This is a genomic window from Desulfitobacterium hafniense DCB-2 (assembly GCF_000021925.1).
Classification (GTDB): Bacteria; Bacillota; Desulfitobacteriia; order Desulfitobacteriales; family Desulfitobacteriaceae; genus Desulfitobacterium; species Desulfitobacterium hafniense.
Window position 1 is genome coordinate 580,943 of the sequence record NC_011830.1, and the last position, 20,523, is coordinate 601,465.

Sequence of the window (20,523 nt, forward strand, 5' to 3'; positions counted from 1 at the left end):
CACGTTTTCCGGCGTGGCATCTGTCTTTTGCTGCACAAGGGTGCAAGTTAATCATGAGCTGCAGCCAAGTTCTAAAAGTCTAATATTTAAATCTGGCGATCTCATTTTGCAGATTTTGAGCGAGTTCGGATAAGGATTGGCTGGAAGAGGCGATCTCCTCCATGGAGGCCAGTTGTTCCTCAGTGGCAGCGGAGACGGTCTGAGTTTCGGATGCCGTAGTAGTGCTGATTTGATCGATGCTTTGCACAGAGCTGAAGATTTGCCGGCCGTCGGAATCCATGGCCTGAAGACCTGTGGCGATCTCCTGCAATTGGCCCGAGACCTGGGTTACCAGGTGGGCGATCTCCCGGAAGGACTGGCCTGCAGCATCCACCGCCTCCGTCCCTGCTTTGACTTCCCGGGTTCCGTGATTCATGGCCGCAACGGCTTGTTCAGTATCGGTCTGGATTTCACCGATCAGGAGGGCGATTTGCCGGGCCGCTTCCTGGGACTGCTCGGCAAGCTTGCGAACTTCATCGGCCACTACGGCAAAGCCCCGGCCTTGCTCTCCGGCCCGGGCCGCTTCGATAGCGGCGTTGAGGGCCAGAAGATTGGTCTGGGCCGCAATTCCGGAAATGGTGTCCACAATCTCCCCGATTTCCTGAGACCGTCTGCCCAGCTTGGCGACCACATCGGCAGAGGAATTGACTGTGCCCTCGATTTGAGTCATCTGGGCCACCGCCTTTTCCACAGTGGTGATGCCTTGATTGGCTTGCTCATTGGCATGGCTGGACTGGAAGGTCACCTGATTGGCTTTGGCGGCGATTTCCTGCATGTTCAGGGACATTTGCCCGACCACGGCAGCCGTCTCATTGGCAGCCGCCAATTGCTGTTCGGCTCCTAAGGCGATCTGGGAAATGGAGGCGGCCACCAGCCCTGCCGCCTGGGCGGATTGCTCCGAACTGGCCGTAAGCTCCTGGCTGGAGGCCGCTACCTGTTCCGCGGAGGTGGAGATTCCTTTGATCAAAGGGCGGAGATTATTCTGCATGGCGGCTAAGGCCTGGTACAACAGGCCAATCTCATCCTCTCTACCGGCACCGCTTCTCCGCTGTTTATCCCGGAAATCTCCGGCAGCAAAATCATTGCAGACTTCGACCATTGTCCCCAGGGGTTTGGTTAGGGAAGAAGCGATGATATAGCCGCTTCCTGCCAGCAAAAAGAGAGCGGCGGCAACGATCGCCCCCATAAACCACAAAGTATGTTTAAAGCTTGCTTCATAGTCCAGACTGGCCTGGAGGGAAAGGCTGGCGTAGTATTCTCCCAGAGCCCGCATATCTTCCACTAATTGGTCTGACAGATGACCACCGGAGGTTTCATAGAGGTTATAGGCCTTGTCATTGAGATTTGCCTTGGCAAAGGCAACGATCTGATTTTTAACTTGGTCGTATTGTTTATAGGAGGCTTTAATCTTCAGAAACAACTCCTGGCTTTGCGGATCCAGGCTCAGGTTTTCCAGCTGGCTGAGCTTATCCTCAACTCCCTGCCCTTTTTCCTGAATAGAGTCCAGAAGGGTTTGATTTTTGCCCCGATCAGCGGTCAGCATCGATTCCAAAAGGAAGCCGTTCATAGCCCGGATATCGGAACGAGTATCGTAGGCGATCTTTACCGGGATTAAGCGATCTTCATACATTGTCTGCAAATTATCGTTGGCAATTTTGAGATCGTAATAGCCTGTAAACCCGACAGAACCTAAGGAAAAGAAGGCAATGATGACAAGAATCCCCAACTTGTAAACGGTTTTTATATTTTCCACCCATTTCATCTGCTTGTCCCCCCTATATTTTTTTCTGCTAAAAATCCTAGTGATGCGCAATATTCGACAAATACCAACAAAATCCTTCGTTTGCAGTAGAAAGGGAGCAAATTAATCACATAACTTGCCAATGGGACGTAATATGATAACATTCAGCCAATAGGTTTTTTCACTATGCGAAAAGGCTGTCGCAGCAATGACATAGAATGAGAAAGCTGGATAGCCCCCAAGGGCATGGCGTGTAATTTTGTAGCTTTAAAATATAGTAAAAAGGCGCATTTATGATAATTTGAAATAACTGAACCTCATATAATCCGGACTGGCTGGGTGGCATGAAATTTGCATTATTACATAGAATGACAAATTTTTTATAATGATGATGAGGAGGGAATTAAACAATGTGTTTTAGACCACCCAGCGCTCAAAAGCCAGTAAAATGCCCCCAATGTGGTGCCCTTAATCCCCCGATAAGCAAGAAATGCATCAAATGCAAAGCAGAGTTAGCGAAAGAGAAAGAGTCAGAGTCAAAGACAGAGAATAAGGACTAAAAACAAGAATAGACAAGGTGATTTTTTTCTCCTTGTCTATTCTTATTGATTCGTTACTTGAATTGAGTTTTGTGCTCTTTAAACACTTTAAGCAGCTGGCATAGTTTCCTTTGCCTTGGCAGCTCTTCTGAGTTTTGTGCTGAAGGGAACCGCGATGATCAGCAGGACGACGGCGAGCAGAAGGGCGCCGAGATAGGCTGTATAGGCGGGGGCCCCCTCACCGGCAGCTATAGAGATGATTTGCAGAAAAGGGCTGGTGAGAAAGGTTCCGACGTTCATACAAATTATGGAGGCGCTCATGGCAGCGGCTACAGAAGCCTGGGGCACCGTAATGCTTAACATCATAGCAACCCCCGTGCTGCACATGTTCGTAGCCAGTCCGCAGCACACGGCGCCTAAAAATAACAAGGGAATGGAAGCGGAAGTGCCGCCAAGATAGAGCAGGGCATAGCTGACGACGACAAGGGCTGAAGCAAACAAGAGGATATACTGCTTAACCAGGCGGTACAATGGGCCAAAGAAGAGGGCGATCACAATGCAGGCGATGCTGAAGGCGGTCATCATGGTGCTGGCAAGGATGGGTGTACCGTGGATTTCCGCTACGACGTAACTGATGTAAGAAGAGAAGACCCCAAAGATCAACTGAGCCAGTATGAAAAAGCCCATAATTCCGAAAGCCTCCTTGGGGATGCGTATCTTTTCTTTTTTTCCTTCCGCTTCATTTACTGGTTCTTTCATAAAAATGGCTACTAAAACAAAGGAAATACTGCCGAGGAGATAAAAGGCGAAGGTATAACGCCAGTTAAATGCCCCAAGGATACCTCCGGCCATAATGCCGAGGATCAGTCCGACATTGAAGAGCGCCATGCCGATGCCGAGGATATCGGCACGCTTGGCCTCGTCGTCATACAATTTGGCAATATAGGACTGGCAGATGGGAAGCCAGCAGCCCAGACCCAGGCCAAAAGCAACCCGGGTAAACATCAGCGCGCCGAAAGACATGGAAAAGAAGAAAGGCATTCCCCCGAAGATCACGTAGATCGCAATGGCAATGAGGGACAGCCCTCTGAATGAAATTCTGCGCCCCAGAACGACACCGGTAATCAGCGCTCCGGCCATCTGGGCCAGGCTGACCGAGGTGAGCAGATAGGTAATACCGGCCATGGAGATATGGGGATAAGACTCAGAGATTTTGCTGAGAATACTTGAGATTATGAAAAAGTCAGGGATAAAAATGAACATTGACATGATGGCCACAATAGGTCCTAATTTTTTGTTTGGTTGAGAGTTCATAGAGTAATCCTCCTTCGTAAATAGTGAGCATCCTCACATGCATCTTATATGATCTAGTTACATATCAGACTTTCATGCAGCTTATCATACATCCGCGCCGCTCAGGCGCTCCAGGGCTGGCGTACTTGTTTCCGCAGCAGCTTCGCCTCAAAGCTGCGACAATCGATGCTTAAAAATATAACATATAGTCGAATCTGGGATTATACAATGTGATTCGTATGAAAAAATGTTAAAATAAGATATTGAGCAAGAATTCCCATTCACAAATGACAACATTTATAATAACTAAATCAGTAGCTTGACGTCAAATTGCTTTGGGAGGGAAATTTATGCAATCGAAGTCGTTTAACCTAAAAAAATTCGATGACGTACTGAACCAAATGATCGTTCCCAATCTTCAGCAAGCTCCCCTGTGGGATGTGGACAACCGACCTATGACCAAAGACCGTTGGGAGACCACCGTTCGCTGTAAGAAGTCCCTGCTGGACGGGGACCTCGATGCCGTAATGACCTCTGAATATCCGCGCGCCGAGATTAAAAAGGTTTGGATCGAATCCTATAAGCTGGGCTTACGGCCGTCAGATAAAACCCATGATCCGGAGGAGGATATGCTGAGAAACGAAAATCTCATGCCCTTTGCCCAGATTGTCTTTCCGACGATCCATGACCTCGGAGATTTCAATAAGATCCCCATCTTTATGAACATTCACGACCGGCAGGGTACGTTCTTTTTTCAAAAAACAGAAAGCGGTATCGAGTCTTATTTTGTTCAGGAGTTTCTTTTTAGCAATGAACCCAGAGAAATCCGCAAGAGCGGACTGACTTCCCATCTGCTCTGTAAACGCTCCATGTGTCCGGCAGTACTGCTGGGACCGGAGCATTATCTGGAGAGCGACCTCAATATCAACAGTGCTTCCGCACCGATTTTTGACGTGAGCGGCAATCTCGATGCCATCATTACCCTGGCTTACCGGGAAACGGGAATTCCCTGGGAAAAAGATACCGCGGAGAAAGTGTCCACCATCCTGACTCAAGTGCTGTTGTTGGCACACCGGATTCAGACCAGTATCCGCCCCCCTGCCGAGAGAGACATCCCTGTTGGCCGGGAAGAAATCCCTTGCCCCGACCTGATCAACGATCCCCCCATTATTGTCGTCGACCCGGCAGGAACGATCATCGGCATTAATCCGGCAGGCCGCCGCTTTTTTCCCACCCTGCCGACCGATGGTCAAGCCGGCAATATTAGAAGGTATCTTCCTGCCAATTCCAAACTCCTTCCCCTTATCCAAACCCAGGCACAAACGATCATTACCGAAGTGATTTGTTCCCCGCCGGCCACCGGCCTTTATTCTGTTCAGATCAGGCCTTTTGAAGCGGCAGGCAGATCCTGTTCGATCCTGCTTTTTTCCAATGCCAAAGAGTCCGGCCAAGCTACGGCTCCGGGCAAATGCTCACCGGCTGCCGACTGTTTCAACAGTTTGATTGGCGAGAGTCATGCTTTCCGCAACGCCATTGATCAGGCTGTGTGTTTCGCCAACTCAAATGGAAATATCCTGCTGACCGGGGAAAGCGGTACCGGCAAAGAATTGTTTGCCAAAGCCATTCACAACTGTCAGGATAAAAAAGGGCCGTTTGTGGCCATCAACTGTGCGGCAATCCCTCGTGAGCTGATCAGCAGTGAACTGTTTGGTTATGCTTCCGGTTCTTTTACCGGCGGGGACAGGAAAGGGCGGAAGGGAAAAATCGAAATGGCTGATGGGGGTACGTTATTTTTGGATGAAATCGGCGATATGCCCTATGAACTTCAAGCTGTCTTATTGCGTGTTCTCCAGGACAAGCAGGTAACGCGGATCGGCGATCACGTCTCCCATCAAATTGAATTCAATTTGATCACGGCCACCAACCGTAACCTTAAGGATTTGATGGAGAGCGGTCAGTTTCGCCCCGACCTCTTCTACAGAATCTCCATGTTCCCCATCAACATCCCGCCGTTACGGGACCGAAAGGGGGATATCAAGCTGCTTGTCTCCTATTTCATGAACAGCTGCGGGCAAAACAATCCGGAGTCTCTGTCCATCTCCAATGAAGCGCTCCAGATCCTGGAGGAATACGATTGGCCAGGCAATGTACGGCAACTGGAGAATGTAATCCTGTATATGATGACGATAGCCAAAAGCCGGAATTGCAAGGTTCTCCTGCCGGAACATATCCCGAATATTGTCATCCAGTCATCTCCACCGTCCCTTGCGCCGGGAGAAGCTCCAGATACTGAAAAGGCGGATGCTTATGGCACGATTCATCATGTGGAAAAAGTCATGCTGGAAAAAATGCTGAAAGAATTTAATCATGATATTCCGTTAGTGGCTGAAATATTAGGGGTAAGCAAATCAACAGTCTACCGCAAGATTAAAAGATATAATCTGGCCTAAGGATAGGAGCGGCCTCAGCGGTTCTCGATCTTAATCTTAGCGTGTTCTACTAAGGTTTGGGAATTTTCGCTTATTTCCTCAAGGGCAGCTGTAATCTCTTGGGTAGATGCCGCCTGATTTCCGGCAATACCACCGATTTGATCAACTTCCCAGATGATGCTTTCTATGGAATCTTTCATTTGGGTAAGTATTTCTGTAACCATTTTTGCCGAATCTTTACTTTGCCTGGCAAGGGTCCGCATCTCCTCAGCCACAACGGCGAAGCCCTTCCCTTGTTCTCCGGCACGTGCGGCTTCAATGGCGGCGTTTAACCCCAACAGGTTGGAATGGGCGGATACATCGGCAATGGCACGGATGACTTGATTGACTTCTTTAATTTTTACCGCAGAGTCATTGGCCGATTGGACCACGCTGTTAATTTTAGACGAAAGTATCTGGGAGCCTGAGGCGATCTCCTGCAGGCCGGCGTTCACTTCCTGGAGGCTGGCGGCCAGGCTCTGTGATGCTTCCTCCAGATTGGCCTCTTTTTCCATACTCCGCCCAATCGATACACAGCCGATGATTTCCCCCCGGCTATTATGAATGGGGGCCGTCATAGCTAAGAAAGGAACACCAAATGCTTCTTTGGGGCGTAATTCCGTATTGGATTCTCCGGTCCTCACACACCGGCCGAGATCATCGTCCGCAGGCAATTCAAGGCCGACCAGTTGCATGTTGGAAGCATTCAGTTTGTATCCGGGATAAAAATAAAGAATATGAGTTTTATCGGTTATTAGTACCATCAGGTCTTCTTTGATCAGTTCTTTCAGTCGTGATAATATTGCGGCATAACCTGCCAATAATTCTTCATCACTTTGCACAGCTAGGTTCATCATGATTCGCCCCTTTTTAGATATATCGGAAAAGACAACCTTTCCGACGTTAAATTGTGAATGGCTTACCAAGAATAGTGTGATGGCATACACTTCAATTGTTTAAATCAGAGTAAACAGATCAACGAACCGGCCGATATGATTCAGCAGTCTGCCGGTTCGTCGTTTTACAGCAAAAGCCTGCCCCTATTTCTAACAATACCAAACGTTTAGTGACATCTTAAAACGTTCTATCCATTGCGCTCTTTGCTCCGGGTCCTTCTCCCAGGAATCATCAGCCTGCAGCATGGCAAATAACTCGGTTATGCTATACTTTTCTTCAGCCACGGATACCTCATCCCTTCTTATTTTTTTCCATATTCGTTGGCGAATTCATAAACGGCTATAATATTCTCCGGGTTGGCATCATTGGCACTGAGAAGCGGCCTGTCCTGCATGAAGATAAATCCGCCGCCCGGGGCAAAAGTATCGTAGCACTTTTTGACATAATCGATGCACTGCTGCTTCGTTCCGTATTTTAAGAGGCTGGCGCTTATACCCGTGGCCAGTGTGCACCAATCACCAACCAGTTTGTGGACCTCGAAAGGATCATCTTCCTCCAGCATAATAATCATGCTGCCCTTGGGTGTTTGCCGGTACCTTTCGATCGTATTGAGAAACTTGCCTTCACCTTTGAGGAAAAACTTCACGCCTGCCTGCATATAAGGCTCGCATACTTCCAAAAAGGGCTTCATGAAAAATTCATCGAATTGCTTTCCGCTCAGGAAACATTCCACATGATACCCTGTCAGTCCGACCTTAAGTCCCGGCATCTTGGCCAGGTCTTCGGGCTTCAGGGGAATTGCCGCCTTATCTGCTGCCAGTAGTTGAGCACAGGCCGCTCTGACCTTATCCGGTCGCCTGCGTAAGTCGATCAGAGTGTTTTTCATTCCTCTGACTTTGTCAAAAAGAAGTTTTAAAGGAGAGTTGAAAACGATGGGAGCATTGACTAAGGTATAGACGGCTCTTTCGGCTAATCCCTGCAAAATCAATTCATTGGTAAGGTCAAAATGCCGGAATTCCAGCATGCTTTGCCGAAGCGCCCCATAGGCAGCTTCCTTGCGCCCTTGATCAAGCTTCGGCAGCTTCCTTTTCAGTAAGATCTCATTAATAAAATAATAAGGATCTTTGCTGAATTCATCATATTCGTCATCTTCCATGTAGACATCGGCTGTCTGGTTGTGTGCCACTGTCGTCTGATCATTGGCCAAGAAAAAAGAATTCGAACCCAGGGCCTGAAAAGCTTTATAGGGGTTGGGCAAAGAGGCCATTCCCCAGGTGTAGTCAAGGTGAATATCATCTAAAAACTGCAGATATTTTTCCGCAGTGAGCTGAGGATCGTGAGCAACCTCTTTATACGTTACGCCGGCGTAGGAAAAGGGCCAGTAAGTAAATTCCATGCCCACCGGCACTTTTTTGGGTTCTCTGAAATTTGTTGCATCCCAGAGATTTTGTTGGGTTTCCTGAACCAAGGATAGCGAAGCCAAGCGAAATCCTCCCTTCATTGTGCGAATCCCCCCGGCCGCGCAGGTTGACCTGCGGACACTGGGGGAGTGGGGCAGCGGCCGCCTGCCCGGTATTATCCTAACAGATTTCAGACAGAATTCATCTCTTGTTTTTGAGCTTTGGCCAGTTTAGCGTCCCGTGTGCTGGTAATGAAGACGATAACCGTAAAGATAAGCGCCACCACGAGCCCGAAGATGAAAATCGTATTAATGGGCGCGTCTTGACCGACAATACTGAAGAAGAGCTGGCCGACCGGCGAAGCCAGGAAGCTGCCGAAGTTTTGAAAGGCGAAGAACAGCCCCATTGCCGCGGCAATCGCCGAGGCCGGAACGGTCAGGGACAAGCTCATGGGGATGCCGGCCGTGAACATGACGCTGGCAAAACCGGAGAGAAAGAAGCCGATGCCGAAGACAAACAAGAGCGAGGTGGAAACAGAGGAACTAGCCCCATAGATAATGATAAAACTGAGGGAAACCATGATCATGGCCACAAAAAGAATATAGTTTTTAAAGAAACGATAGCAGAAGCCATAAGCAATACCCCCTAAGATCGCCCCAACAGTGAAGCAGGTGACGATCGTCCCGATGACGGCGCTGGAATAGCCCATATCCGTGAGAATAAAGGCGATATAGTTCCAGCAGAACTGAGTCAGAAGCATCACGACGAGGAGGAGAAAGAGGTAATAAAAGGCTGTCTTGGGGATCTTGATTTTTTCCTTTTTGGTTTCTTGGACGAATTCAGGTTCCTTGTAGAAGATGACGAAGAAAACCAGGGGGATGATGCCGAAAAGATAAAAGACATAGGTGGTTTGCCAGCTGATCAGGCAGAGAATCCCGGCGATAATATTGCCGATGGTGGCACCGAGACTGAAGAAGACATCTTTAGCCCCCATCATGAAAGCCCGGGTGTTTTCCTTGTCAAACAGGTAGGCAATGGTGGAATTGACGATAGGAGAGAAAGCGCCAAGGCCCAGGCCAAACAGGCAGCGGCTGGCCAGCAGGGCTCCGAAGGACAGGCCTTCTCCCATCAGGAAAGGGAAGCCGCCGGCCACGGTAAACAAAAGCAGGGAGATGATGCCGGCCGTCTTGTATTTCAATTTGCGGCCGATCAGGACCCCGGCGCCGATGGAGGCGACGACTTGGGCCACATTCACAACGGCAGTAACATAGGTAAGAGCAGAGGCGGAAACATCAGGATAGGATTCGGCCATGGCGGCGAAAGTTGTCGCCACAATCCCATGGGTTGGGATAAAAAAGTTCATGAACATGATGGCAAATACGATGCCATAGCGAGTGACGCGATTCATTTCATTCATGATTTTTTACTCCTTCTATTCTTAAGTTTTTGGGGAGTCGATCTCACAGGGCTCCCGGCTTCTTCAGGGGGAAATCCCCCAGATTCAGGCTTTCATTTAATCTAATTCCGGTCTTCTCTACAGGGGCATAACCCTCGGCTTCAATACTTAGGAAATACATGCCCGCCTCCAGCTTCCTGAACCAAAAATCCCCGAAATCATCAGTTTCAGTCGTCAGAGTTTCACCGCCGGGGAAGGTCAGGCTGACCGTGGCACCCTCAATAATTTCGTTGGCTTGCGGGTCCCATACTTCGCCGGCCAGGAAGAGTTTCGGCAGGTTCAGATAATAGACGCGGGGACGGCAGCCGCTTGCCGGCAGCATGGTCTCTGCCCTGGCAATCTCCTGGGCAAACTCTTCCTCCTCCCCGAAGCGCAGACCCCCGGTGGCGCACAGGTCCACACAGTGGGGAAGCTTCCCGGCATCCACCAGGTGGGCGCAGCCGGTACACTTCTGGGCGATAGCTAACTCTTCATTCCAGAAGATGGCCTGATAGGGGCAGGCCTCGACAATTTCCTTCTTGCCTTTAACCTTTTCCGGATCAAGAATGACCAGACCGTCTTCCCGTTTATAGCCCGCTTCCGGTACCGCTTCCAGGCAGGCCGGCTTGTCGCAGTGCATACAGGGCCAGGGGGTGTATTCCACCGTCACTTTGGGCACCTGCCCGTGGTCTTTTTCTTTGACCCGCATCCAGAACTGACCTGTATTGGGCTGGGGCAGGGCATAGGGCGGCCAGGCATTGCCCACATGTTCGTCTTTGCAGGCAATCTGGCAGCCGTAGCAGCCATTGCATCGTTCCATGTCCACGATAAATACTTTCATAATCAGGCCTCCTTATTCTGCCAGCCAGGCGTCGACAATCACACCGGTTTCAGGATCATACTTGCGGGAAAAGGCCTCCGGGTAGCGTTGGGCCAATTCGAAGACATCCACCTTTTCGATCCCGACCAAATAACCGCTGGTGACTTCCCCGGCACAATTTTTAGAAGTGATCTTTTTCGGGGCGATGAGATTGTTGGAACCGCCCCGGTCGCTTTCTCCCAGCACAATGGGGTCGATTCTGGCGCCGTGGTCCTGGAGAACGACCTGGGGTCTGATGCGCTCCGTGACGTAAGCCCCCCCAAGAACCCAGCCTCCCTCGTTGAAAAGCTTAACGATGTCGCCTGATTTGATGTTAAGTTTTTGCGCGTCCACGGGGTTGATCCAGACCGGCTCATAGGCATAACCGTCGGGACCTTTGACTTTGCAGGTCTTGATCTCCCGGAACCAGGCGCAGTCGTCCATTTGGGAATGCAGCCGCCAGTGTGGGTGGTTGGACACCAGGAGGAATGGATAGCTTTCAGACCTGGGCGTGCTTAAGCGTTCATCCGGATGGGTCTCGCCTTTTTCGATCCACTTGGGATAGGGTCCCCGCTCCGTATCCTCAGGGAAGGATTCAGCCAGACGCTGGGAATAGTATTCCAGCTTGCCGCTGGGTGTGGTAAGGGGAAAATTCTCCGGATCGCTGTAGAAAGCATAAAAGCCGGCCACATCCTCTTCCCAGTCTTCCGCTGCCGGAACCACGTAGCACTTCTGTTCCTTAAACTCCTCAAAGCTGATGTAATCCTGGACACCCGAGTTCATAAAGCCTTTTTTGACTTTATCCGCGATGGATTCACCGCCGGTCAGTTCCTGGAGCACTCCCAACTTTTCGGCCACGGCCATGGCGCATTCATAATCGCTTTTGGATTCACCCAAAGGGGGGATGGATTGTTCTTCGATGAGCAGCATGTTGTAATTGCCGGAAGTGATGTCGCAGTTGATATCATACTCCTCAAACTTCGTATTGACCGGGAGAATAATATCGGCCAGCAGACAATCGTCTTCCATCCAAATATGCTGGGCCACCACACATTCGATGTGCTCGCTGTGGAGGGCGTCCATAAATTTAAAGCCGCCGTTCCAGGAAGAAGTCCATTTGGGGGAGTCGGTCCAGACCATGTGGATGCGTTCGCAGCCCGGAGCCGGGTACTCAATTTTTCGGAATTGATCTTCTACCGGAACCCCCGCACAGGTGCAGCCGTACCAGGTGAGGGGATTCTCTCGGGAATAATCGCCGGCCAGGGCTTCCGGGACCAGTGTTTCCGTAACTAAGGATTCCCGGGTATCGGCGGCATAGGGGAAGAGGATGGAAACCAAATCCGGAATGAATTGGGCCCGGGGGGCGGGCATCTGGGAATCCAGGCTGAAAAGCTGGTATTCCATCATCTTCAGCTGGTTGCGCCCCGGTTTGCCCAGAGCCTGCATGCCCAGCAGGGCCACCTCCAGCCGCGCCGGTTCATGGGAATAAGTGGAACGGATAAATGAGCCGCCGTTGCAGTGGGCGATGGAGGTATTTTGTTTGGCCCAGGAGCGGGCTAGGGCTTTGATGGTCCGGGCCGGAACGCCACACACGGTTTCCGCCCATTCCGGCGTTTTCTCTATGCCATCGTCCCGCCCCATGACCTGATTGACAAAGGTCCCAAAGCCAACGGCGTGGGTGGCGATATACTCCTGATCATAAAGGTCCTCTTTAATCCAGGTGTGGGCGATAGCCAATTGTAAGGCCGAGTCGGTGTTGGGCAGAACCGGAATCCACTTGTTGCCGTGCACCGCGCAGCCGTAGTTGACGTCCGGGCAGATGTATATCTGGCGCACCCCGATATCCCGCAGGAAGAAGCAGTAACGGCTGGGAAAGTGCCCGCCCCAGCCCCAGGGGGTAGTCACCACATCGCAGCCCCAGAACAGGACCATATCCGAATTTCGGGCTACATCCAGAAACAGATTGTTCTGATTGCCCTGCCCAACGGGATCCTGACCCCAGATATGCTTGGCACCCCAATACCAGCCTTCCCAGCTGTCCGGGTTGCGGGCCTGCAGGGTATAACCGCCTAAAATATCCAGCAGGGCGCCTTGGGTTCCGCGGGGGCCATGGATGGTCTTGACCGCATGATGCCCGTCGGATTGGACGAAGATCGAATTCATCCCGTATTTTTCTTTGATGCGCAGCACTTCCCGGGCGATGATATCGGTGGCTTCATCCCAGGAAATCCGCACGTATTTGGATTTGCCGCGGTTTTGGATGTTTCTTTCCCCGTTGGGATCAAAATCCACCCGCTTCAGCGGGTATAAAATACGGTTGGGCGAATAGACCCGCTGTTTATAGGCCAGGGCAAAGGGGGAAATTTCGGATTTCTCTTTCGCGCGGAATTCCTTGCCGCGGGCCTTGATGGTCCAGGCGTTGAGCCCTTCCTTGGGGGCATGGTCCGTATAACGGAAAGGACGTGTGCGCAGAATTTTTCCGTCTTTCACATCGATTTCCGCCGGGTCGGAAGCGGTACAAGGTCCACAGAAACCGAGGGTCTTGATGGTTGTTTTGATGTCCGACATAAGGCAACTCCTTTCAGGGAATAAAGATTGAGGCCTGGCGGCCTTTGGCGGCCATTTTTGCGGTCAGTTCCTCCAGCGGGCCGAATTCCATGGCGCTGGCCAGGCAGTGCAGGACACAGGAAGGCTGCCCCCCGCCGGCGACACGGTCCTCACAGAGGTCGCAGTATTGGGTGGGAACAGGGATGTAGCGGTGCTCCCAGTGCTTGTCATCCATCAGCTGCCAGGGGCCGAGCTCCAGAAGTTTGATGCCCCACTGACCCAGGGGCAGCATTTTTTCATTTTTACAGGCCACTTCACAGCTGTGGCAACCAGTGCAGTATTCATTGTCAATCAACAGTCCGTATTGTGCCATTTTTCTCATCTCCTTTAAAGTAATTTTGTCTCAATGATCTCCTGGCTGCTGAGCTGTCCAGCCTTGGCAGATCTTTACCCCTTCCGCGGCATTAACCGTGAAGGCATCTGCGCCAATATGCCTGCAGGCAATCTCCGTAACCGGATTGCCGCCAATAATCACTTTCAGATCCTTTCGCAACCCGGCTTTCTCAAGGGCATCCACGACGTGCTTCATGGAATCCAAGGCCAGAGTTAAAACACCGCTCATACCTACAATCGCCGGCTTAACCTCGCTGACTTTCTTGACAAAAGCACTGGGAGACTGATCTATTCCCAAGTCATAAACCTCAAAACCTGCCGCTTCCGCCATCCCTTTAAAAATATTCTTGCCGATATCATGCAAATCTCCTTCGACGGTGCCTAAGACAATCGAACCGGCCTTAGCCCTGTTGCCTGTTCCTAAAACGGGTTTTAAAATATCCAGTGCAGAGGATAAAATCTCTCCTGAAAAGATAAGATCGCCCACATAATACTCATTCTTCTCATACAGGTCCCCCACGATGGCCATACCATTCTGACAGGCGATTACGAGGGCTTGAGCTTCTTCTTCCGTGGGATTGGCGGCAACAAATTCATTCAGAGCCTCTATTACCGCATTTTCATCCAAATCCCCAATAGATTGAGTAAACTTTTGCAAATCAATCATACGTTTCCCTCCAAAATGTCAATCAGAACCGGCCCTTCAATCAGCCGCCGCTTTTACTGGCCCGATCTTGTTCTGACGATAAGCATTAGCATAATTGCGGCAGTGGCGATCTTGTCCCAGCAATGCTTCAACAGCCAGGATCGTGGCTATGATATCTCTGTTTAAGGGATCTAAGATCGCCGAATTCATTCCCGCAAACATCGCAAGGGCCAAGAAGTTCTGGTTCATGATTTTCCTGAGCGGCATACCAAAGGAAATATTGCTCAAGCCGGAAGTTACTTTAATATCAGGGTAAAGCTCCTTGACTTTTCGGGCAGCCGCGGCGAAGTTTAGCAGGGACTGATTGTCCGCCGACAAGGCGGTCACCAAGGGGTCAATATGAATTTTGTCAGGGGTGATAGCATAAGCTTGAGCTTTTTCAACGATCGCCCCGGCAATCTTCACCCGGCTTTGGACATCTTTGGGGATTCCGGCATTATCACAGGTTAACGCCACCGTTTGCCATGGGGTCCCCTTGATCAAGGGAAAAATGACGTCGCATTTGTCGCCCTCTAAAGACACTGAGTTGATCAGCCCCGGATGCTTAACGCAGTTGAAAACGGCTTCAATCGCCTTGGGGTTAGGGCTGTCGATAGCAATAGGGGTATCCGTTGCCTGCTGCACAATGTCGATCAGCCATGCCAGTGTTTCAGCTTCAAGTTCGGGGGCAGTACCTGCACAAACATCAATATAAGCTGCGCCGGCTTGCCCTTGCTTCATAGCCAGATCATGGATAAATCCCTCGTTTTTTGTCTCAATGGCCTGTTTAACATTGGGAATTGTGCCATTAATTTTTTCGCCGATAATAATCAATGAATAGTCTTCCCTTCTTCCCTTAATCCGCCCGGTAGATAGTGCAGGGCATGCTCTTGAAGTGGGTGCCGAAACCGAGTTTGCCGTTTTCCTTATTAGGGATCAGGTTGTTAATATTGCATTCCCAGACATCAAACATTTTTTCCGGGCCTCTTTCCGGATACCACCAGCCATGATCGATGGAAACGACATTTTCTTTGACGATGGGCGTCAGGTGGGCATACAGCTTGGCTTTGCTCCAGGGATTTTCCACATAGATCCAGGATCCTTCGGTGATCCCTTTGGCAGCAGCGGTCTTGGGGTTGATCTCCGCCGTGGGCCAGGGATGAATTTCCCGCAAGGTCCTGATCTGGCGGTGCTCGGAGTGAAAGGAGGTAAAGCGCCGGGCGCCGGTGGTCATGATCATGGGATAATCCCCGGCGATATCCGGCCTGGAGACGGCGCTGAACTTGGGCTCCATATAATATGGAAGCGGGTCTTCATCCAGCGCCTCCAGCATGGTGCTGTACAATTCAATCATGCCGGTGGGCGTATTGACTCCCGGCTGGCCGTCCGGACGCAGCAGGCCCTTCTCGTATTTGCGGTACTCCAGTTCGTATTGGGCGATGACCCGTTCTTTCAGCTCAGGAAAGGTAATGTCGACGCCGGGCATGGGGGCCATATCATGGCTGAGATAGCTGTCGGTATCCTTCCATCTGGGGTCCTGGCTGTCCGGGTGCAGGCGGTGATGCAAATCTAGGAGGATTTCCAGATCGCTCTTGGTTTCTCCAAAATCTTCGATGATTTTCACCAGCGCACCGTACTGACCGGGCTGGGAAGCCATGCTGTTCATGACGATCCCGTCGTGTTCCAGGGAAGTGGAGATCGGCAGCACCAGATCGGCCAGGCCGGCAATCGTAGGATTCATGAAAATATCGGAAGCCACAATAAAGTCCAGTTTGCGCATCGCTTCATACCACCGTTTGGGCTGGACGACAATCGAGGAAGCGAGGAAGTTGGTGCTTTGGATAAAAGCGAACTTGATCGGATACGGCCTGCCGGTTTCCAAAGTATCCAGCGTACAGTCGGGATGGGTGGTATTTACGATCATCGGGATGGCGGGAAATTCTTTGTAACCGATCCCTTCAAACTCTGCTTCTGCTTCTTCAGATTTCTGGTTCGGATCATTGTTGACGTCACCCGCAAAAAAGGTCGGCTGTCCCATGAACAAACCGCCGGGAATATCCAGGTTACCGGTGATGGCGAAAATACTGTAGAGGGCATGCCCAATCTGGATACAATTGGGGTTCTGGTCGATAGCCAGACCGATGCAGGCGCTGGAGGGTTTCTGAACCAGGCACTCAGCTACCGCGTAAATATCTGCGGCCGCCACACCGGTGATCCCCTCGGCCCATTCCGGATTATACTGGTTAGCTCTCTCCGCCAGCTCCTCAAAGCCATAACACCATTTCTCCACAAATTCCTTATCGTATTTACCGGTTTTGATGACAGCGTGGAGCAGAGCCAGGGCTAAAGCAGCGTCGGTGCCGGGCCGGAGCTGGAGATGGTATTCCGCCCGCGTCGCCAGCCAGTTGGCGCGGGGATCTACAGAGATCAGCTTGGTGCCGCGTTTCATGAGTTCAATCATGGAATGACCCCAAAGGCCGTCCGCATTGCAGCGCAGTGGGTCCCGGCCCCAGACCAGCATATACTTCGGTGGTTCCCAGCGAGGATCATCGTAACGCAAGGGCAGACCGTTGGCATAGTCGTATTCCACGTAAGCGCTGCCCAGAATCCAGCTCATCACCGCCATGCGGGGAACGAGGCAGGACCAGCCGCTGTTGGGATGGACGATAGTTTTGCTGCCGAAAACGTCCAGGCAGAGGGGAGTCTGATAACGACAGGCTTCCCGGCCGGTGCCGGACCAGACGGAGACGGAGTTGACGCCCCATTTTTCCGCACAGGCCTGATAATTTTCCACGATGATGTCGTAGGCCTCATCCCAGGTAATGCGTTGCCACTTGTTTTCGCCGCGCTGGCCGACCCGTTTCATGGGATACTTGATCCGATCGGGATGATAGAAATATTCCTTCATGGTCAGGCAGCGGACGCAAAGACGGCCTTTGGTGATGGGGTGATCCGGGTCGCCCTCCACTTTCTGAAGCTCGCCATCTTTAACGAAAATACGCAGGCCGCAACCCACCCCGTGACAGCCCGGGGGCGACCAGGCATTCGTACGATAGACTTTGGTGCCGTCCGCCAGCTCGGTCACAGCCGGGGCGGATTTTTCGTTCCAATGTAGTGTAGCCATGGGATTTCCTCCAATCATGATATTTTGAAGATGAATTTTTGCCTGCCCTTTTGTATTGCAAAATGTGTGCCACGTTGAAGTTCGGTTTCGGCAATGGAAAGATTACCCCTAAACTGTCCCGCCGGCCGACAGTGAGGGGCTTCGCGCAACCCAAAGTTCTTCTTTGAACCAACTTTTTTGTTGCATCAATCGCACTTATGCGATGAGACTTTCGCATTATGATTTTCTGTCGCACAAGCAGGGACGACAAGGTCAAATAAGATGGGTCAGCCCACGATGGCAGTGATTTTGGAAATAAAAAGGGCCCTGAGAAACAGGGCTGAAGTTTGATTTATTGATTTGGGCGGCTGCGGCATAGTTGCCATAGAATTTGTCAAGGGCTTTCCCCGCAATACGGACGTGGTTTTTGAGCGTCGTTTGTAGCGGGGGTGGCAGAATTAATCACATGACTTGCCAATGGGACGTAATATGATAAGAAGCAATGTGCTTAATAAGTTTGAAACGGGAGAAGGTTATGGAGAAAAAGAGAGTATTAATCGGCAGCCCTATACGCCAAAGCCCCCATGTACTAAAAGAATTCCTGGATTCTCTGAGGGGCCTCGAGCAAGGGGAGCTGGAATTGAACTATATCTTTGTCGATGATAACGAGAGCGAAGAATCCAGCCGATTGCTGGTGAATTTTGAAGAGGAGGGATTGGTCACCCTGATCAAAGGGGACAAGGGGGAGAAAAGGCCGGGGGACTATGTATGCGACGATATCACCCACCATTGGCGGGATCACTTGATTCAGAAAGTAGCCGGATACAAAAATTTAATGATCGAGAAAGCCCTTGAGTGGGGGTATGATTATCTGTTTCTGGTTGATTCGGACTTGGTTCTGCATCCGGCAACCCTCCGGCACCTTGTGAGTACCGGCAAAGAGATCATTTCGGAAATCTTCTGGACTGCCTGGTATCCGGGAAGTCGGGAGATGCCTAATGTATGGCTTTATGATCATTACGACATGTCACCCCGGCAAAGGGGAGAAAAATTAAGCCAGAAAGATCTGGATATAAGAGCCCAGGGGTTTATCGACCAGTTGAGAATACCCGGGGTTTATGAGGTGGGGGGACTGGGCGCCTGCACTCTGCTCAGCCGCCAAGCCCTGCAGGCGGGAATCAGTTTCAGCGAGATAAAAAACCTGACCCTATGGGGAGAAGACAGGCATTTTTGTGTAAGAGCCAATGCCTTGGGCTTAAGCTTATGGGTGGACACCCATTATCCGGCTTACCATATTTACCGGGAATCATCAATGGCAGGGGTGGAGGAATTTAAGGCCGTTTGTAGGGGGGAAAAACCGCCGGGGCGGGGGAGCTGTACCGTACAAGAGCAGCATAAACCGAAACTGACCTTATCCATGGTCATGAAAAATGAAGCAACTAAAGATTTGGCAAGGGTGCTCCGGGAGCACCGGCACTATATCGATGCTGCGGTGATCATCGATGATGGAAGCACGGATAACAGTGTAGAGCTGTGCCTAAGCATACTTCAAGGAATTCCTCTTCAGATCATTGAGAATTCCGCTTCTAAATTTGCCAATGAGGTAGAGCTCAGGAAGCAGCAATGGCGGGCAACTGCGGCAACTAATCCGGAATGGATATTAAACCTTGATGCCGATGAAGTGTTTGAGAACAGGTTCAGACAGGAGGTCAGGATGTTGATCGAGGATCCTGACACAGATGTATGGTATTTCCGGCTTTATGATTTTTGGGATGAGAGCCATTACCGGGAAGATGAGTATTGGAATGCCCACTCCACCTACCGGCCCTTTTTGCTGCGCTACCGGCCGGGTTTTGTTGCCGAGTGGAATGAGGTTGCCCAGCATTGCGGCCGCTTCCCGAAAAGCATAAAGACCCTTCCCTACAAGCTATCGTCATTAAGGCTAAAACATTTGGGCTGGGCCGATCCCAAGCACCGCATGGCTAAATATCAGCGCTATATGGAATTGGACCCGGAAGCCCGCTATGGTTGGAAAGAGCAGTATGAGTCCATTCTTGACCCTAATCCCCGGCTGGTGAAATGGGAGGAGTAAACTTATTGAACCATACCCCAAACCGATACGGAAAAGCAAAGAGATAGGCACTGCCTCTTGCGGGACAGCGCCTATCTCTTTGCTGATTTTTTGAATATACGAAGACCCTCTCATAAGCATTGTCTGCAGTTGCCTTATCCGAACAAGCCGCTGTGGGTTCCGGTGCGGGTGAGGGTCCAGTCCGGTGTGACGTGGCACTCGGGGCTTAAGAACAAATGTAAAGGAACCTTGACAAACAAGATGGAACTGGATTACAATAAAAATGTAAAGGAAACTTGTCGTCACATTAGGGGGTGATTGCTTGGACAACAAAGTGGAGCAGTTGAGAAGGGAGCGGGGGCTGAATCAGGAAGAGTTTGCCAAGGCCATTCGTGTTTCAAGGCAAACGGTCAGCTCAATCGAAAACGGAAAATACAATCCGTCTTTAGAGCTGGCCTTTGCTATAGCAGATTTTTTTGAAAAGTCCATAGAAGAGATTTTTATCTATGAAAGGAGAAAAGAGAATGAAAAAAAGTAATCTTTGGGCAGGAATGCTCTTTATACTGGGCGGTGTTGTATGCCTGGCCATAGCTCTGATGCTGGATACAAGATTGGATAGCTTATTATTTGGATTTGCCGGTGGTTTAATCGCTCCCGGAGCGATTATGATCATCAAATACTTTTATTGGACCGCTCCCCAAAACAGAAGCAGATATGCTGAGCGGTTGGACAATGAGAGGATCGAATTGGGTGATGAGCGTAAAGAAAGACTAAGGGATAAATCGGGAAGATATGCTTATTTGCTGGGGCTGCCGGTGCTCAGCGCTTCTGTAGTGCTTTTTGCCATACTGGGAAAGTTGGAAGTGATTACTAACGCCAAACTGATCATTTTATATTTGGCAGGGTATTTTGTCTTTCAGTATGTTGCCGGGGTGGTCATATTCAGACATCTCAATCATAAATATTGAAGCGGTCTTAACTGATTCTTGTTTCTTTAAAAATGTTAAATATAATTTCACTGGGAATTACCGCTTTATAGGTGAAATTTATAGT

15 protein-coding genes are annotated in these 20,523 nt (G+C 50.5%); 4 read left to right on the forward strand and 11 right to left on the reverse strand.

Features of this window, described 5'->3' with window-relative positions:
• Positions 1-79: 79 nt before the first annotated feature.
• Positions 80-1,801: a methyl-accepting chemotaxis protein gene (locus tag DHAF_RS02715; RefSeq protein WP_005809944.1), complete on the reverse strand. Its 1,722-nt coding sequence runs from the start codon at positions 1,799-1,801 to the stop codon at positions 80-82.
• 626 nt (positions 1,802-2,427) lie between these two features.
• Positions 2,428-3,633 (reverse strand): MFS transporter, encoded by a 1,206-nt coding sequence (locus DHAF_RS02720; RefSeq protein WP_005809937.1) that lies wholly within the window; start codon positions 3,631-3,633, stop codon positions 2,428-2,430.
• Positions 3,634-3,962: 329 nt separating this feature from the next.
• Between DHAF_RS02720 and DHAF_RS02725 the strand changes: the two genes are divergently transcribed.
• Entirely contained in the window at positions 3,963-6,062 is a 2,100-nt protein-coding gene (locus tag DHAF_RS02725; RefSeq protein WP_005809935.1) for a sigma-54 interaction domain-containing protein, read from the forward strand.
• Positions 6,063-6,076: 14 nt separating this feature from the next.
• Here DHAF_RS02725 and DHAF_RS02730 read toward each other — a convergent pair whose 3' ends face one another.
• The 9 genes from DHAF_RS02730 to DHAF_RS02770 all read right to left on the reverse strand — a co-directional run bounded on the left by DHAF_RS02730 (position 6,077) and on the right by DHAF_RS02770 (position 17,420).
• A complete protein-coding gene (locus tag DHAF_RS02730) occupies positions 6,077-6,937 on the reverse strand; it encodes a methyl-accepting chemotaxis protein (protein WP_015942824.1) in 861 nt (286 codons plus the stop codon).
• A 341-nt stretch (positions 6,938-7,278) separates the two neighbouring features.
• The gene (locus DHAF_RS02735; protein WP_041271911.1) at positions 7,279-8,478 is read right to left on the reverse strand and encodes a uroporphyrinogen decarboxylase/cobalamine-independent methonine synthase family protein; all 1,200 of its coding nucleotides are present in this window, start codon (positions 8,476-8,478) and stop codon (positions 7,279-7,281) included.
• Between the two features lie 89 nt (positions 8,479-8,567).
• Entirely contained in the window at positions 8,568-9,794 is a 1,227-nt protein-coding gene (locus DHAF_RS02740) for an MFS transporter (RefSeq protein WP_005809928.1), read from the reverse strand.
• Positions 9,795-9,837: 43 nt separating this feature from the next.
• The gene (locus DHAF_RS02745; RefSeq protein WP_015942826.1) at positions 9,838-10,653 is read right to left on the reverse strand and encodes a 4Fe-4S dicluster domain-containing protein; all 816 of its coding nucleotides are present in this window, start codon (positions 10,651-10,653) and stop codon (positions 9,838-9,840) included.
• Between the two features lie 12 nt (positions 10,654-10,665).
• Positions 10,666-13,239, reverse strand: coding sequence for a molybdopterin-dependent oxidoreductase (locus tag DHAF_RS02750; protein WP_005809925.1), 2,574 nt, complete (start codon positions 13,237-13,239; stop codon positions 10,666-10,668).
• Between the two features lie 13 nt (positions 13,240-13,252).
• On the reverse strand, positions 13,253-13,591 hold the full coding sequence (locus DHAF_RS02755; protein ID WP_015942827.1) for an oxidoreductase: 339 nt from the start codon (positions 13,589-13,591) through the stop codon (positions 13,253-13,255).
• A gap of 30 nt (positions 13,592-13,621) precedes the next feature.
• Positions 13,622-14,278: a cobalamin B12-binding domain-containing protein gene (locus DHAF_RS02760; protein ID WP_015942828.1), complete on the reverse strand. Its 657-nt coding sequence runs from the start codon at positions 14,276-14,278 to the stop codon at positions 13,622-13,624.
• A 36-nt stretch (positions 14,279-14,314) separates the two neighbouring features.
• Positions 14,315-15,130 carry a methyltetrahydrofolate cobalamin methyltransferase gene (locus tag DHAF_RS02765; RefSeq protein WP_005809919.1) on the reverse strand — a complete coding sequence of 272 codons (816 nt, stop codon included), beginning with the start codon at positions 15,128-15,130 and terminating at the stop codon, positions 14,315-14,317.
• Between the two features lie 22 nt (positions 15,131-15,152).
• Positions 15,153-17,420 (reverse strand): molybdopterin-dependent oxidoreductase, encoded by a 2,268-nt coding sequence (locus DHAF_RS02770; RefSeq protein WP_011459168.1) that lies wholly within the window; start codon positions 17,418-17,420, stop codon positions 15,153-15,155.
• 514 nt (positions 17,421-17,934) lie between these two features.
• Between DHAF_RS02770 and DHAF_RS02775 the strand changes: the two genes are divergently transcribed.
• The 3 genes from DHAF_RS02775 (at position 17,935) to DHAF_RS02785 (ending at position 20,438) form a co-directional block, all read left to right on the forward strand.
• Complete coding sequence (locus DHAF_RS02775; RefSeq protein WP_015942829.1) at positions 17,935-19,491, forward strand: glycosyltransferase family 2 protein; 1,557 nt, start codon at positions 17,935-17,937, stop codon at positions 19,489-19,491.
• Positions 19,492-19,792: 301 nt separating this feature from the next.
• Complete coding sequence (locus DHAF_RS02780; protein WP_005809912.1) at positions 19,793-20,008, forward strand: helix-turn-helix transcriptional regulator; 216 nt, start codon at positions 19,793-19,795, stop codon at positions 20,006-20,008.
• Entirely contained in the window at positions 19,995-20,438 is a 444-nt protein-coding gene (locus DHAF_RS02785; RefSeq protein ID WP_015942830.1) for a hypothetical protein, read from the forward strand. Before DHAF_RS02780 ends, DHAF_RS02785 begins: the two co-directional genes overlap by 14 nt.
• Positions 20,439-20,523: the final 85 nt, after the last annotated feature.